A 15,727-nucleotide genomic window follows, 5' to 3' on the forward strand; every position below is an offset into this window, starting at 1 on the left:
CATTTTTTTTGTCCTTTTGGCTGATTATTTTTCCGTTCCAAAGCACCGAATACGCGAAGTTCCAAGCCATCAAAGCCATAATTTCTATGCGCTTCGTTAGGCTTGTTTTAAGCGCGGAATTTTCATTTTTCCGCGCCCCAATACCTTTTTCTGAAAATTGTGGCTCAGATGCTTTGCCTTGCGTTTTGGGAGCACCCTGCACACTGGATGCGTCTACACTTCCTTGTTCTTGTGAAAATAAAACAATAGCGTTGGCTTGCAGGGTTGAATTATCGGTTGTTTTTGTATTTTCAACCGATTCCTTATCTATATTAATATTTAGTTCTTGTGAAAGGTTTGTCGCTATATCATAGCAAAAGGAAACACAACCAAGGGGGTGCGCTGAGAATGAGGGGTTTACCAAATGAAGGTTTTCTACCGAAACGGTGTCAATTCCCTTACTTTTTAACAACGCCTGAGCGTATTCGTAGTTCGGTGCAGCCACTAAAATTTTAGGGTTAATCTCCACCTCGTAACTTCCATTAGTTCCGCTATAATTATCCTTTTTAAATATTACTTTTCCTTTTACAATTTTATAATTTTGGGTACTAATTAATTTCGCTTCTATCAATCGTTGTACATGCCGCCATGCTGTAGTATTTGTTGCACTACTTTTTGCCGGGTTATGCTCAAAATTGCACATGGTAGCAATGGCTTTGTTATTTAGCTTGAATGGTACAGGCTTTACAGGCTTAATATCAAGCCTGCTTAGCGTTTGCTGATGCTTCATATAAGCCTTAAGTATTTGCATCATGGTAGATCGATGCGAAGCTTTGAGGGTTTTTCGCCGGTAGGTGTTCGGGAAGTCCTCCTTTAGCTTATTGTTGTAGTTATCAACATGGGTGTTAATAAGTTTGCTGCTTTTGTCGATCTGTGGTATAAGGTATATCATATATATTAAAATGGTTCTTCTACGGTTTCGTAAATGTCCGAATTGCTTTTCATGGTATTGTCTATGTGATCCATGATTTGTATATTGTCATAGGAATAGCCTTGATCTGATTTTATCCTATCAATGGTAGCTGAGTATGGATTTTGCCCTTTGCGTTCCAAATATGCTGTATCATTACAAAAAATGGCAAATTCCTGAATGGTTAATAAAAACTCTTTCCGCCTGCGCCTGGCATTGTTGCGAAGTGCATTAAATGTATACATTAAATAATTGTTCTCTTTGAATGCTTGTGATCGATGCTTGTAGCATAATAAACGGTTTGGTGCATGGTCGGTTGTGCAACCGTTGTGAGTGCATAAACCTTGCGCATGTTTTCTTTTTTGATGGTCTGTTAATTCTGCTTTCATGTTCTATCTTTCGGTTCAATAAAATCAATGTCGAGTAATTTGAATAAGTGTGTTTCTTCCAATACCGGTATGTTTACTCCGTTTCGGGTAAGAAAACCGTCTTTGCCTTTGTAGCCCAATTTTACCCATCGGTTTGCTAGCTGATGATGAGAGAAGTCAGCCGAACCGGTGCGGATGGCAAAAATGTAACCCCAATTTTCGGGCACTGCAAAAAATAAATCAAGGTTAATTATTTGGTCTGAATTGGAATCATTGAAAAGAAGCCTTTCCCAAATTTCCATTTGCAAATATTTTGCAGTAAAAAATTTACCTTTTCTTATTGCACCCATTTTTCGTAATGTTTCGTAAAACTCTATTGTTCGCTTTGGTGCAATGGCGCAAATTTCTATATCGCCCACATCGGGTTTTTGACGGCGTACGCTACCGGCAATTTCAATGCGCTTGCAATAGGGAGCAATGCGCTTTTTAATTTCTTCGGCTATTAGTTTGGCTTTATTTAGTTCCATTTTTCAATGTTTTGGAGTATTCTGTTAAATCTTTGGCGTGGTCGTGTACGTGCTCAGGTATTGGTACGCTTGGCAGCATTTTTTATAAAATTATCGATTTGCATGAGTTATCATTTTTTACATTACTAAATTTACCTGGTTGTTTTTTAAAGTCCATGCGTAGTTTGGCTTTCCGAATGATTCAATTACTTTTATGTTTGTTTTTTGCAAATTCCCTGCCCTGGTTAAATCGCTAATCGCCCTGCGTATGCTTGTTATTGGGGTGTTTGGTTTTATTAGTTGTTTTTCTTTTAAGTATGCTTCGATTTGCGGCGGTGTGCATTCGGTTTTTTTGCGCTGGTATATAAGCTCCACAAATGCACGATAAACAAGCACGTTTTGTTTAGCAACCTTGGTGATTGCTTCGGCGTGGGCTTCGCCTGTTAGGTGCGTTGTGTTATGGTAAACTTGATCTTGCATAGTTTAATCTCTATAAATTCTAGTGGTATGTTCACCATAACAATTAGCATCATCAAATTTTGTTGATGGATGAAATTCTTCATCGCTAGGATTTGCATTTATTTTTTTCGTACTTATCCCTTTTATGGAATTTTTTATATATTTGTAAATAATTTTAAATTTATACATTATGCAGATAAGAGTTAGAGATTTACCAATATTGTTTCTTGCTTTTTTTGGAATAGTTGCTTCATATTATTTAGGATTTTATTTATTTAATAGAGTTGAGTTTTTATCTTTAGATGTTGTTACTGCTTTATTGTTATGTATTGCTTATTGCTTCCCTGTTATTTATATGAATTTTATTATTATTATGCTATTACAAGAGTTGAAAATTAAGTTTGCCCCCAAATTTAACAATTTAACCTCTTTCTTTGTTTATTATTTGATTGTTATAGCACATCAACTTTATGGAGTTTTAATGTTTTGTCTTATTTTTTATGGCGAAAATAAAAATTTCAAATTTATAAATTTTAGAAATAACTCATGGCTATTTACTGCAAGTTTTTTGTTTTTGATATTCCTTATATATATCCAAACTAAATATTCTCGGAAAAAGAGATTTGTTCTGTTGCGAAAAATAAGAAGTGTTGATAACGAAATAGAAAAGCCAATAAAAACTGAATAAAAAAAACAATATTTCCATAAATCTCATTATATAATATTCAAAGTTAATAGTTCCATTATCGGGATAAGTCCGAAGATTTTTTTTAGATTCATTTTTTTTCATAGTTTTAACTCCTTCTTTTTTTAGTTTTTAATTTTTTGATTTGTGATTTTTTAGGCAACTCGCATTTAACGCAAGTGGTTGATTTTTGATATTTTTTTCTTACGTGGAATGTAAGCTATATTTTTAGGTTCTTCAAGTGGCTTATAATTCATCATGCACTTTTCGTGTGTAAGTGCATTTTTCATAAAGTAATCGAACAGGTTTTTTGTCATATTCCTATGATTGTAGGTAAACTGCGCCTGTGCTAAATACATTGGTAAGTACTTTTTGCTGATAGCAATGTAATTACCCTTTATGCTTCGCTTTAAAATGCTAAAGAAGCCCTCAATAGTATTTGTATGAACAGAACCTCTCACATATTCGCCTTTGCTGTGATTTACAGAATAATGTTTAACTATATCATCAAATTTCATATAACCTCTGTAATCATCGGTCATTACTTTTGTGCTGGGTTGTAATTTTACGTTTTCACGTAGCATGTTAATTAAAACCTTGCTTGTTAGTCGTTCTGCTACTTTTAACACAACTTGCCCTTTTCTTTCAACAATGGCAATGACTGGTATTTTGTTTGTTCCCCTACCTCGTTTAATTGGGTTTGTGTCAATATTTGAAGCTGCAACCGTAGGTCGGTTTGCAGGGTATCTTTTTTTAGGCTTTCCGCCTACGTATGCTTCATCCATTTCGACAACTTCCTGTAATGACCTTTGGCTTTCAATCATAGCACAACGTACACGCATAGCGGACAACCAAGCTGTTTTATAAGTTATGCCTAATTGCCTTTCGAGTTCTTTACTTGCTTTGCCCTGTTTACTGTTTACCATCAAACTGATAAGCATAAACCATTTTGGAAGTTCCAAACGTGTATCGTGGAAAATTGTACCAACGGTAACAGAAAAATGAGTTTTACAAGCGTTACAATGAAAACGCCCTAATTCACTTCCCAAATTTGCAGTATTTTTAGAACCACAAAATGGACAAATTGCTTTACTTTTACTCCATCTTGTTTTTATAAGATACTCAACACATTTTTTCTTTGTGTTATATTTGTTTGCTATTTCAAATGCTGATGTCATTTTTTATTTTATTTTTGTGTAAATTTATTTAGTTCCATAATAGGGATAAGTACGATTTTTTTTGCTTCTTTTTTAATTTCTTTCTGAATAACGGAAAGGTGCTGAAAGAAATCAGCGATCGTATCGCAATTAATTTTAATACATATTCTCATGCCTATTTTTTTTTAGTTTATATTTTAAAAATAGTATAGCGGGGGCAGGAACCAAACCAACCCTGCCCCAGGTGCGCTACACTTCCTTATTATTTGCTTTTATGGTAATTACTTGTTTCGCTATTATTCCACCGCCTTGCAGCTTTGCAGGCACTAACTCGTATAGTTTTTTAGTGAAAACAAAACCATTTTCGAAGCGTGGATCGAACCATTTTCCCGGATTTTGCAAAAATGTCCAGGGATTTTTGCGCATATTGAAGTGTTTTATCAAAATCCGTTCGCAAAACATATTCATTCGGGCCTGTAAATTCGGGTTAGGTAACTCTTTTGTCGGCGAAAAAAACAGGGTTATGAACTCCATTGCATTTTTTTTGTCGTTTTGGCTGATTATTTTTCCGTTCCAAAGCACCGAATACGCGAAGTTCCAAGCCATCAAAGCCATAATTTCTATGCGCTTCGTTAAACTTGTTTTAAGCGCGGAATTTTCATTTTTCCGCGCCCCAATACCTTTTTCTGCAAATTGTGGCTCAGATGCTTTGCCTTGCGTTTTGGGAGCACCCTGCACACTGGATGCGTCTACACTTCCTTGTTCTTGTGAAAATAAAATAATAGCGTTGGCTTGCAGGGTTGAATTATCGGTTGTTTTTGTATTTTCAACCGATTCCTTATTATTTGCTTTTATGGTAATTACTTGTTTCGCTATTATTCCACCGCCTTGCAGCTTTGCAGGCACTAACTCGTATAGGTTTTTTGCATAGGTATATCCTTCGAACCACCAATCCAGCATTTGTTGTTTATCGAACATCATGGAATTGTCGGTAAGAACTCGAGGAGTGTAATAAAACGATATTGTTACATCGTGTTCCTGCGCTTCGAGCTTTCCTACAATTACGTTGGATTGACTAATTTCGGTTTGCATCAAATCCGTTGTGCGCATTAGCACTTTAAACATGTTTTTGGCCATCCAGTATTCCCTTACCGGGACTTCTTTACGTAGTATTATGCAATCGATATGCGTTGCTCCTTCGTCAATGGCTTTTTGGAGTGGTATGTGCTGCATAACTCCACCATCGAGGTATTGACAGTCATTAATTGTTACAAGGTCCGTAATTAACGGTACGCTTGTAGATGCTATAATGTATTTAATGAATTTATCGTAATCCATAAAATCATAGAAGCCACCACCTACGTTTTTAAAGGAGATCCCAAATTGAAAATCGCCGGTTGTGTAATTGGTTACACAAGCAAATAGTGGTATTTTTGCTTCAAATGTTTCGTTATAGTTTTCTTCCGTAAAATATTTACGGATTAATTTTTCGAGGTTTGCATTTTCGCCAAGGCTTGTTTTTCCCCTGAGTAATCGCCAAATGGCATTAGGAATATTAATACTTCCATCGCTATTGAATGGATTAACCGAGAATATGCTTTTTTGATTAACGCTGGTATAGGCTTCTTTCATCAGTTCCATGTTACCAAGGCTGGCGAGTGTCATTAGCAAACTGCCTGTGCTTGTGCCAAAAAGCATATCCCAACGATGCTGCCGGTCGTATAAATAGTTAATAACTCCGCCGCCAAACGCGCCCTTTGCGCCGCCACCTGATACTACTAATGCTGTTTTCATAAATTAATAAGTTTATTTGATAATACTTCGTTTAGTTTTTTTGTTTCGTTTATGTTGGCGTTTATATCGGCCTTGGCTGTGTCGCTAATGTTTTCGGTAGTTGCTAACAGCGTTTGCATAGTTGTTAGCATGGTGCGCATGGCTTCGGCTTGGCGTTGTATTAATGTGAGTTGATCCATAGGTTTAGTTATTTATTACTTGTAATTTTTGTAAAACTTTATTAATTTTTTCATCATTAAGTCCATAAAATTCATTTAGAATTTGCTTGTCAATTGGCGTTGTGTTTTCGAGTTTAATCACTCCCCGAGCTTGCAATTGGTTTATGTATTTTGTGTGTTTTATGGCGGTTTGGAGTATTGCAATTTCTTCGCCAGTCATGGGGAGTTTGTAATCGTACAAGCGTAGGTTTGATGGGCTAAACATGCGCAAAAGAATATCACAATTTTTTTGTAGGCGATTGAGTACATCAACAATCATTGCAGTTTCGAGATGTTTGCGCTCGAATGATATTTCATATTTTTTACTAATGGTGTTTGCTTCGGTCATGGGTTTATATTTGTGTTGAATCCTGAATAGATTTTATTATTACTTGTGCGCTGGTGTATTGATTTATAAGTGTATTGATTTGCTCCTGATCGGCTTTGCTTATTTTTTTTTTGGTTCGAAGATTCTTCATTAGATTGTGCTTTTTTTCAATATAATTTTGCAATGCTTCAGTTATAACATCTGCATGTATTTGTTGCAGTCCGGTTATTAAATAATCATCCTTTTTTCCGTCAACGGTTGCATGATAGCAAGTTTTTATGTTTACCAGTTCCATTAGCATTTTCCTTTTTTAACAACCATGCAACAGTATGTTTGTCCGCCTAATCGTTTAACGATGCGGATAATTAAATTGGAATTGACTGTTACATATTTATTTACATGTTTATTATATTTTGCTTTTGCGTTATGATAAACATATTTAAAGTTGTGTATAGCTCCGCAAAGTTGGGGCTTACGGTAATTCATTACAAAATCAAATTCCTTTTTTTTGATGACTTTTTTTATTTCCATTTCTTCTTTTTTGGTAGCTATTCCGGCTTCGCCTTTATAGTGTTCTAAATATTTTTTAACCTTGCGGCGGCTTCGCGTTTCCTTTATAATAAAAAAGATAAGCAAGCATAATGCTATTGATACAAAAATTAAGGATGTTAAGGTTGTTTGATTCATTTGTTTTGTTTGTTTTTATGTATATCATTAAAAATTCTCATTCCTACATTTGCTATAACTCCTATTGTTTTGGCTGTAGCCGGCTTGGTGTATTTTGCTAGCAATACTTTTACACCCTTTGAAACACTATCAACCAGTTCGGGATTTTCGATGATAATTCCAACGGCTGTTTTTGCAAATTTTTCGCCAAAAGCATTTTCGAAGAAACTGAGAGCTTCGTCCATATCTATTTTAATTTCTATTGGATCGGTATTGTTTTGCTTGCCAAAGTTTGCAAAAAAAGCAAAGTATTGTTGCATTATTTCCTGCATAACTTTATTGTCTCCCCCATGGTCGGGATGATGCAGTTTAGCCAGCTCGTTACGGCGAGTTTTGGCTTCGTCTAAGGTTGTGCAGTTTTCGAAATAATTCATAACATTAATTAAATAAAAACTTATCAACGTACAAAATAAATTCATTGAGGGTTTTAATTTCTTTGCCCCAATTAGCGTAGTAGTCTTCGAGTTTTGGCTCAGTTTCTAAATCCAATTCGTCAACAATATCGGGAAGCGCTTTGTACAACATTGATTGTTTGCTTTTATAATCGCTTGGCAATACTTCGAACATGCGATTTTGGAATAATCCTATTAGCATTGTTTCGGTTCTTTCCAATCCTATATTGTTGTGGAATACTTTAGTTAATTCAAGATAACATTTTTCGGTTTGCAAGTTGTCAAGGTCCTTTAGCTTAGTAACTGATGTAACTGGGAGGCAATTGTTAACGGCTATTGGAAAAATTTTAAATACAATATGTGATTTTCTCAATAAATCGCGTGCGTAAACATATTTATTTGTAAAGGAAATAAAGAATTTTAGCACAAGGCTTTCGAATTTTGTATTAACTAAATTTTTATACTTTTTTTCTTCATCATACTTTTTAGCTCTTATCGCTCGTGCTTTTAATTCAATAGCTGTTGGTTCCATAATTTTGATTGGTTCAAGTGAGTAATATGGTATATTGCAATATCTTCAAAGTTTTCTTTATATACATGTTTAAGATTGCGCATAACAAATAATTCGCTTTGGTAAGCATCATTTTTATTTGTGATATTTATTCTATTGCCATGTTCTTTAACAACATTATATGCAGCAATCATTTGCTTAGTTGATTTTGTAAATACAGAATCGTGCATTATGTTGCGATTCATATTAATTATAGGAAAGTCAGGATTGTTTGTTTGGTTTAACATTTTAAATCCGTTTATATTTTCGCAACAAAAATACATTCAAAATAATTAACCCGACAAAAATAATTTATTTTTTATTAACATGATATTAACATTTAGGTTTTTAAGAAAATTTTATGAAAAAATGTATAATTTTTTATAATTTTATCTAAAAAGTAATAAAATAATACTAATTAATACTAATTTATTACTAAAAAGTAATAAAATAATACTAAAATTGTCTAATCTAGTAAAATTAATTACTAAAATTATCTAATTTTTTCTAAATTTGTCTAATTTTTAGATTTTGGCAGTTTTTTTGTTATACATTTGCCAATATAAATCAATAAATACAAAAAAAATTATGAAAACTTTAAAGAAAACAGCTATTTCGATAGCAATTTTAGCAATTTTTATGATGGCTTCGGCCTTTACCTATCAAAGTTTGAACAAAAACACTGCAATCGTTGAGCAGATGCAGGGCGTTTGCATTTTTTACAAGAGCAAACCGGCAGGAAACTACGATTATATTGGAAGTGTTAAAGCTCCCGGTATTACAAATTCGGTAAAACCCGGCCCGATGGTAGAAACTATGATCAAGAAAATGAAAAAAGATTACTCCAGTGCTGATGGAATTATTTTTACAGACGAAAACATGGATAAAGCCGATGCCATCAAACTAAAAGATTAACCGAAAATATTTACTTGCAGCAAAAGCCTTTTATTTTTTAAGTAAAAGGCTTTTTTATTAAAAAATGATTATATTTGCACTGTTTATATTTTCATATTTTCATAATTATTATTTTGATTTGGTAAAAGGCTTTTCTCCCGGGAAGCCTTTTATTTTTAATAATGTTTGCTTATTAAATAAATTATATATCTTTGCTCACGTTCTTTTCATATTCATGTATAATGATTATTTATTGTTAAAAAAGAGAAACCTACGGTGTAAATCGTAGGTTTTTTTATTATATTTGCAGCGAGGTTAGTATGATGATTATTTTTCTTTGTGTTAAAAACGCCTATCGTTTACGGTAGGCGTTTTTTTTTTATGCACAAAAAAAAAACGCCTGCATAAATGCAGGCGAAAAAAGGTGCAGCATGAACCTTTTTAACCTTATGCTTGCTGTTCGCTGGCTACCTCGGTAGCATAAACTGTCATATTACCTTTTCCTCCGAAACGGCTTTTTTGTACTGCAGCAGTTCCGTTGTCAACACTGATTGAAACATCAACTAAGTTTTCAAATTCTTCGCTTCCCCGGAAGCCGCCTGTTTTTGTTCCTTTAAAAACAAAAACAAACGAAACTTTGGGATGCTTTGCCATTAAATTGCTGAGTGCATCAACGTCTAAGCCCATTTCATTTACGCTATCAATAAACAAATATTTATAATCATCCAAATTTTTAGGAAGTTTATTCGGGAATAAATCTATATTTGAATGAAAAGCGTTTAACCTGGTAAACTTATCCTTAACGGTTGATCGTACGCCTTCCTCTTTTGGAACAAATGCAATCTTTTTATTATGGTCAACGGCTAATGTACGTGCAAAATCAATTGCAAATGTGCTTTTTCCACTGCCGGGACCACCATAAACCATCATAGCCCAAGGTTCAACCGGATCGCCAATAAGCTCACCGTATTTTCCTTTTAAACCAATGGTTTCGAACTTCATGTTTTGTAAATCCATGGAGTTAATTTTTTCGTTATCAATAATTGATGGAACAATTGTACCGGTTGGTTTTTTAACTCCAGGTATTTGATCATAAAGTGCATTGGCTATCATATTACTCATTAAACCGGGAATTAAACTACCTAATTCATTAGCTTCCTTTTTTTGTTCAACTTTTACCCATTTTAAAAACTTTGCACGTTCTCTTTTATCAATGAAGGTAGCATTATTAAGCATTTCTTTTTTATATCTATTTTCGTAATATTCTTTATGCTGTTTTGATTGAAATATTCCGTCTAGTTTTTTGCAATTACAAGCTGCTTTCATTCCGTTAAGTTCGGCTGGCTCCACGCTCAAGCGTTTTGCTTTTCCTGTGCTTACTTCGTTCAAATGTATAAGAACATCCTTAAGCATTTCGGCGTATGGATCCTGATCGTGAATTTTTTTGGATGCAATGGCTTTATTAATCCTGGTTAAAAGGTTTTTTGCTTTTTCTTTTATTCCCTCTTTGCCGTGCAGCCCTATGAATTGCTTAATGTAAACAATGCTTAACATCACTTTTTCGCTATTGGCGTAATCCATAAATGTACTTAAGCGATCAGGTGCAATTGCTATTTCGATTGTATTGCCCATTTTATCGTAGGCCTCGATCAAACGGTCCTGAATTAATTTAATTTCGGTTGCATAGGGCGAAGTTTTGCGGATGCGTTTTTCGAGTATTGCTTTTTGCAGAGTATTAATAAAATTTAGTATTTCGGCTTGCGTTTTTACTTTGTTATGCATAGCAACAAAGCGTTTAATAAATTTTACTTCTGTAGATACTAATTCAACCATTTTTATGGATTTATTGTTTTTTGAATATTTTATTTTAGGAACATCATTTTTATTTTTTCTTATAAACATATTTTTAATTTCAATTTCATTTGGATTATTTGGTTTTAATGATTCTATTGCACTTTTTAAAGCTTCATCCTTTGTGTCAGCTTCAATTTCATATATTTGTTTTTTATAAATCAAATTATACATTTTTTTTGGATATTTTTCTTTTTTTGCGGGTTTTTGTGCAGCAGGATGTTGCACAACTTCTTTTTTTGGTTCGGGGATGATATCAGGTTTGGTTTTTGGACTTTTTTTGTCCAAAAATTCTTGTACCTTGGTAAATTGCACTTTGGCATATTCCTGAGTTTCGGGATCGTTATCGTAATTACTCCAATCGCTACCATTGTCGGTAAGCTGGTTAATAAGGTCGTGCATTTCCTGCAATGGTTTTGGTAGGTTTGTTAAACCAATTTTTTCAATTTCGCTGTAATAGTTTGTTTTTGTTATCATAGTGTTGTTTTTATTTGTTTTTCTTTTTTACGTGATAAGCTGCTATTGCAGCTTTTGCTAATTCCGGTGTTTTGTATTTTGCATTCCAAAGTTTTCCGGTAATGTTTGATTTTACACGCCAAAATCCTTTACGATATACAACACAACCGGTTTGTGCGCATTTGCCGGCACCTGTTAATGCTTCGGACATATCCATTAACTCCAAAACCTTTGCTTTCATTTTAAGTTTTAGCTTTAGCAATGCTATGTTTGTGGTTGTAGCTGCTTTAACTTTTTCAACCGGTACTGCAATGTTTTTCCTATCTTCAAAATTTGATTTATCAATTTTATATTGTGCTTCGGCCGAATCAATCAGTTTTTGATTTTGCGTTTTGTTTACGGTTTTTTTATCAATAAATTGGTCGTAAACGGATGGGCTCATGCTAACGGATAGTTTATGTTTTTCTTGTAGATGATCAACGAGCTTTGATATTTTTTCGTTTTCGAAATATGCTATCATCTGATTGCCTCGTTTTTCAAAGCCATCACGAGGATTATTGCAAATTTTTATGATTTTATCATCTTTAAAAACATCTTGATATGCTTTGTTTGCAGGGACAAACATTCTGTAATTATTTTCGCCGGAATCTCTAAATTTTTCAATTGAAATTTTATCATCGGTGGAATAAATAAAAATGCCCTGGTTCATTTGTTTGATATAATTAAGTGCTTTAATTATAGGCACCGATATCAGTTTACGGCCCTGCTTTGCAGGATCGTAATTTTCGGGCAGTAGAATACCTTTTTTTATGCTACCGTCCATTGTGGTATAGCTAATAAGTTTTCCGGTATATGATGCAAACGCCTGTAAAATATTGCCTGTAATAATATAGGCCTGTCGGCGGCTTCCACTGCTGTTTTTTGTGTAATATTCCCAATTATTAATAACATCGTCTTGCTCGCTGCGAGTAATTGCATTTGAGTAACCCATTATTTCCATTAGCTTTTTACCGGGATCGCCTGAGAGGGTTAAGTCAATATATTTATCGGTTGAAGCAATGGCAATTTTTATTTTTATTGCTGATGGCGCAAAAGGATTGTCTTTTTTCTTGTCAATGTTATAACCCATGCAAATACCTTTAACCGTCATGTTTTGCATGATTGTAGGAATGTTCAACGCTTTGCCCGGATAATAAAAATTAAGGATATTGTGAATGTTGTAAAATTTGTTTTCCGAAACTTCGTTTTCTTTGTGGATTGCATCTGTACGCGCATCATTTAATATTTGTGTTCGTTCGCGCAAATATAATTCAGGCTGATCGGTTTTTGCATATCCTTTTTCGTTTGGAATATCCTCAATAAGTTTATCATATTTTTTTTGCAATTTTTCAATGTCAATAGCAAGTTTATTTGCATAAAATGTTTTTGCCTGATTAATTGTTTCGGATTGAATTTCTTTGCCATCACGATTTTGTAAATTTTCATTTAAAATATTACGAATTTCTTCCGTAGTAAATGGTTTTTTTAGTACGTTAACCTGGCATTTTTCCAATAAAGTATTTTCGCTGAAAACGCTTTTACCGGCTTTGCCCTCGATCAATGTTTGTGTATCGATTGTTTCGGCTTGTAGGTTTAATTCCTGCACTTCCAAATCGTACTGGTCGGATTGCTTCAGATAACTTACATAATCGTTGTAACGCTCGAGAATATCATTATAAAATTTTTCCTGTTGCTCAGTACTTAAAACGGCTACACGCCCCGAAACTTTGGAAGCTGCATTTTCGCTGGCCGTTTCTTTTTCTTCGTTACCAATGCTTAACGGATCATCAATTGCTTTATTAAATTCGGGATATTCCTTAAGATATTCCAACACAATTTTATCGCCGTATTTGTTCAGAAAGTCATCTACGTTTAAAATATTGTCGCTTGTTTTGCTGGAGCTGGTTGTGTTTGCATCGAGCGATTTTAATTTTTTACGAAGCATCATCATTAACCTGTTTTCGGCCGGTATGCAGGAAGAAACATAATCGTAAATAGGTTTCATTATTTGCCCTGTGCGATTGATACGCCCTCGTTTTTGCACTTCCCGATTTATATCTAACTCAGGCTGCAAAATAATCATCACACGCTGTTTTACATCTTCACGTTTTACTTTGGGAGTAACAATAGCGTGTGCTGATGCACCAGTACTGCCCGACTGATTTATCATTAAAACATCAAGCTCGTTATTATTGTACATGCGAAAAGCATCATTGGCCAATAACTTTTTACGGCTCATTAAAACACCGTTGTTACTATTTTCAATAATCTGAATTTCGTTTTTTCGGCCGGTAACTTCATCACAAGTATAACCAGCTTTGCGGATGATGTCCTTAATGACATCAATAGGACTAACCGAAATACCGGTACTTACTGTATTTATTTTTTTTACAATGCTATGGTACATTTCCTGAGCTTCCGGCGCTAATTCCGATAATTCGAAATACTTTTGCACCCGGTTACCCATTAGATCGATTTCAGTATATTTCATAACACCTTTTAAACCTTTTTGCAATACACCTTTAAAATCAAGGTTTACAGTGTCACCCGGTGTTACTTGCTGCCCGGCTTCGTTTTGCATATCATCAAAAAAACTTTCCATTGTTGACGAAAATGCAATAATAGGTTTTTTACCCTCGCTCAATCGTTGTATGGCTAATTCTGCAACGCTACGAGCTTTAAGCGAAAATAGTATTTGATTAACTACCATAAAAACCTTACTGAAATAGGGAGTATTGTCAACACCTGCTTTGCTAGTTCCTTTGCGCTCCTCAATCTTTTTACCTTCGGCTGCCGCGATTTTATCCATATTTTCTACGTTTTTTGTAACGTATTCGGTTTGAAAATTGATAATATCACGTAATATTTCGGTTATGGTATCGAAAACGGCTTTATGTTCTGTTTCCTTTTCGGTGAGCGTAATATAATTGACTTCAACGCCCTCGAAACTACGTTCGCGCCTTAACATTTGCCCCTCACTTACAAGTTGAGCAGCCAAAACTTCTTGCAATGCAACGCCTCCTTTTATTATTGCTTCTACAAGTTCATCGTTTGTCATATTGGCTTCGCTGATGCTTGTTTTAAGTGCATACACCGGCATATTGTCGGGCCGCTTGGCAAATGTTGCCGAAAGAAAAATTACGCCTTTGCAATCCACCAGAACAGATTGCAAAAATTCGCCTGTGTTGGATGAGCCACTTGCGTTATGCGCTTCGTCCATGATTAGTAAATTATCTTTTGCTATTGCATTAAGAAAATCGGGTTTTACAAATTTTTCCGTTGGTGAGTTAAATTGAGTATAGGTACCGCAAGCAAAATCGTATCCGGAAGGAAATTTTTTGCTTTTGAAAATTTTATCCTGTTCGGTTTTTGGTAGTGCCTGGTGAACTACGTTACCATCTTCATCTTTGATATCGGTTTTTGCTTCTTTGCCATTAATGATAAATGGAATAAGCGTTTTGCTTCCAATATCAACCAAATCGCGATAAATGTCAGTAAACAAATTTGGTTTTTCGGAAAGGAAAATAGGTTTATAACCGTTATAAAAACCGTAGCGGATCATTGCGGCTGCTACCCGGCCTTTTCCTATACCGGTTTGATCGCCTATAATCATTCCTTGCTTTTTGTATTCGATATTGTAAATACCTAAAGCAACTGCATCTACCTGTTCGGCCGAAAGGGATTTGCATAATTCTAATTCGGTATAATGTAATTTTTCAGCAACCCATTCATTCAAATGTTTGCCTACAATTTCCTGTACGATCCTGACCGCAATATGAGTTTCGTAACCCATGCTGTCGGGTACAATGGTATCGAGTACCGTACAAACATCGGCTGTAGGTATGTATGGCATTCCTAAACCTGTTACATCATCTAGCGAACCCTCGTAAAATGCGATTACATCGGATGGATGAAACGGAATTGCTTTAAAAGTTTTTAAATCAGTACCAATTTGCAAACCGCTTTCGGTGCGAATAGGCATATTTGTTTTTCTGTCAATAGCAACGTATAACCAACATTTGGTATTGTGGCTTACAATTTTAACATACTGATCCAGTTTTTTTTTCATATTATTTCTTTTATTCAATTTCAGGAAGTTCTACGGTTTGATTTTTTAATTCATGTGTGCAATCGCCTAAAAATTGTATTTTACCATCTTCTATATAACAATGACATACTTTATGAGCTTCGCCTTCCGTCCACTTATTTAATATGGATGGTGAAAATGTTGGTTTATCAATATCTCCGTTAAAATCCCATGCAATTTTTTGAGCACTTTCTTTTACATAAACCACATGTGCATGTTCGCATCCTGGACATTCAAATAAAAATGCGTAATGAGTATCGTCTATTTCTGTTTTATTTAATTTTGCCAT

At 34.5% G+C, this 15,727-nt stretch carries 17 protein-coding genes; 1 reads left to right on the forward strand and 16 read right to left on the reverse strand.

The genetic code is table 11. From position 1 onward, the window contains the following. The 13 genes from WC707_06825 to WC707_06885 form a co-directional block, all read right to left on the reverse strand. On the reverse strand, positions 1-793 hold a 793-nt coding region (locus tag WC707_06825; protein MFA6066867.1), incomplete at its 3' end, for a hypothetical protein. A 143-nt stretch (positions 794-936) separates the two neighbouring features. After that, positions 937-1,338: a hypothetical protein gene (locus tag WC707_06830; protein MFA6066868.1), complete on the reverse strand. Its 402-nt coding sequence runs from the start codon at positions 1,336-1,338 to the stop codon at positions 937-939. Beyond that, the gene (locus tag WC707_06835) at positions 1,335-1,844 is read right to left on the reverse strand and encodes a hypothetical protein (protein ID MFA6066869.1); all 510 of its coding nucleotides are present in this window, start codon (positions 1,842-1,844) and stop codon (positions 1,335-1,337) included. The genes WC707_06830 and WC707_06835 overlap by 4 nt, the downstream gene beginning before the upstream one ends. A gap of 117 nt (positions 1,845-1,961) precedes the next feature. Beyond that, complete coding sequence (locus tag WC707_06840) at positions 1,962-2,303, reverse strand: hypothetical protein (protein MFA6066870.1); 342 nt, start codon at positions 2,301-2,303, stop codon at positions 1,962-1,964. A gap of 834 nt (positions 2,304-3,137) precedes the next feature. Then, positions 3,138-4,145, reverse strand: a complete 1,008-nt coding sequence (locus WC707_06845) for an IS1595 family transposase (protein ID MFA6066871.1) — start codon at positions 4,143-4,145, stop codon at positions 3,138-3,140. A 228-nt stretch (positions 4,146-4,373) separates the two neighbouring features. Then, positions 4,374-5,918 carry a patatin-like phospholipase family protein gene (locus WC707_06850; GenBank protein ID MFA6066872.1) on the reverse strand — a complete coding sequence of 515 codons (1,545 nt, stop codon included), beginning with the start codon at positions 5,916-5,918 and terminating at the stop codon, positions 4,374-4,376. Beyond that, complete coding sequence (locus WC707_06855; protein MFA6066873.1) at positions 5,915-6,097, reverse strand: hypothetical protein; 183 nt, start codon at positions 6,095-6,097, stop codon at positions 5,915-5,917. Before WC707_06855 ends, WC707_06850 begins: the two co-directional genes overlap by 4 nt. Positions 6,098-6,101: 4 nt before the next feature. Further along, positions 6,102-6,464 carry a hypothetical protein gene (locus WC707_06860; GenBank protein MFA6066874.1) on the reverse strand — a complete coding sequence of 121 codons (363 nt, stop codon included), beginning with the start codon at positions 6,462-6,464 and terminating at the stop codon, positions 6,102-6,104. Positions 6,465-6,468: 4 nt separating this feature from the next. Beyond that, positions 6,469-6,738: a hypothetical protein gene (locus WC707_06865; GenBank protein ID MFA6066875.1), complete on the reverse strand. Its 270-nt coding sequence runs from the start codon at positions 6,736-6,738 to the stop codon at positions 6,469-6,471. Continuing rightward, positions 6,738-7,130, reverse strand: coding sequence for a hypothetical protein (locus WC707_06870; GenBank protein MFA6066876.1), 393 nt, complete (start codon positions 7,128-7,130; stop codon positions 6,738-6,740). The genes WC707_06865 and WC707_06870 overlap by 1 nt, the downstream gene beginning before the upstream one ends. Then, a complete protein-coding gene (locus WC707_06875) occupies positions 7,127-7,543 on the reverse strand; it encodes a hypothetical protein (protein MFA6066877.1) in 417 nt (138 codons plus the stop codon). The genes WC707_06870 and WC707_06875 overlap by 4 nt, the downstream gene beginning before the upstream one ends. A 4-nt stretch (positions 7,544-7,547) precedes the next feature. After that, positions 7,548-8,093, reverse strand: a complete 546-nt coding sequence (locus WC707_06880; GenBank protein MFA6066878.1) for a hypothetical protein — start codon at positions 8,091-8,093, stop codon at positions 7,548-7,550. Continuing rightward, positions 8,069-8,359, reverse strand: a complete 291-nt coding sequence (locus WC707_06885; GenBank protein ID MFA6066879.1) for a hypothetical protein — start codon at positions 8,357-8,359, stop codon at positions 8,069-8,071. The genes WC707_06880 and WC707_06885 overlap by 25 nt, the downstream gene beginning before the upstream one ends. 340 nt (positions 8,360-8,699) lie before the next feature. Between WC707_06885 and WC707_06890 the strand changes: the two genes are divergently transcribed. After that, positions 8,700-9,026, forward strand: a complete 327-nt coding sequence (locus WC707_06890; GenBank protein ID MFA6066880.1) for a hypothetical protein — start codon at positions 8,700-8,702, stop codon at positions 9,024-9,026. Positions 9,027-9,452: 426 nt separating this feature from the next. Here the strand turns inward: WC707_06890 and WC707_06895 are convergent, their stop codons facing one another. The 3 genes from WC707_06895 to WC707_06905 are packed head-to-tail and all read right to left on the reverse strand — an operon-like array spanning position 9,453 to position 15,727. Further along, a complete protein-coding gene (locus tag WC707_06895) occupies positions 9,453-11,333 on the reverse strand; it encodes an AAA family ATPase (GenBank protein ID MFA6066881.1) in 1,881 nt (626 codons plus the stop codon). Positions 11,334-11,343: 10 nt separating this feature from the next. Next, positions 11,344-15,420, reverse strand: a complete 4,077-nt coding sequence (locus WC707_06900; protein MFA6066882.1) for a strawberry notch family protein — start codon at positions 15,418-15,420, stop codon at positions 11,344-11,346. Positions 15,421-15,430: 10 nt separating this feature from the next. Further along, positions 15,431-15,727, reverse strand: coding sequence for a DUF6527 family protein (locus WC707_06905; GenBank protein ID MFA6066883.1), 297 nt, complete (start codon positions 15,725-15,727; stop codon positions 15,431-15,433).

The sequence above is a fragment of the Candidatus Babeliaceae bacterium genome (genome assembly GCA_041660765.1).
In the GTDB taxonomy this organism is placed as follows: Bacteria; Babelota; Babeliae; order Babelales; family Babelaceae; genus JBAZVR01.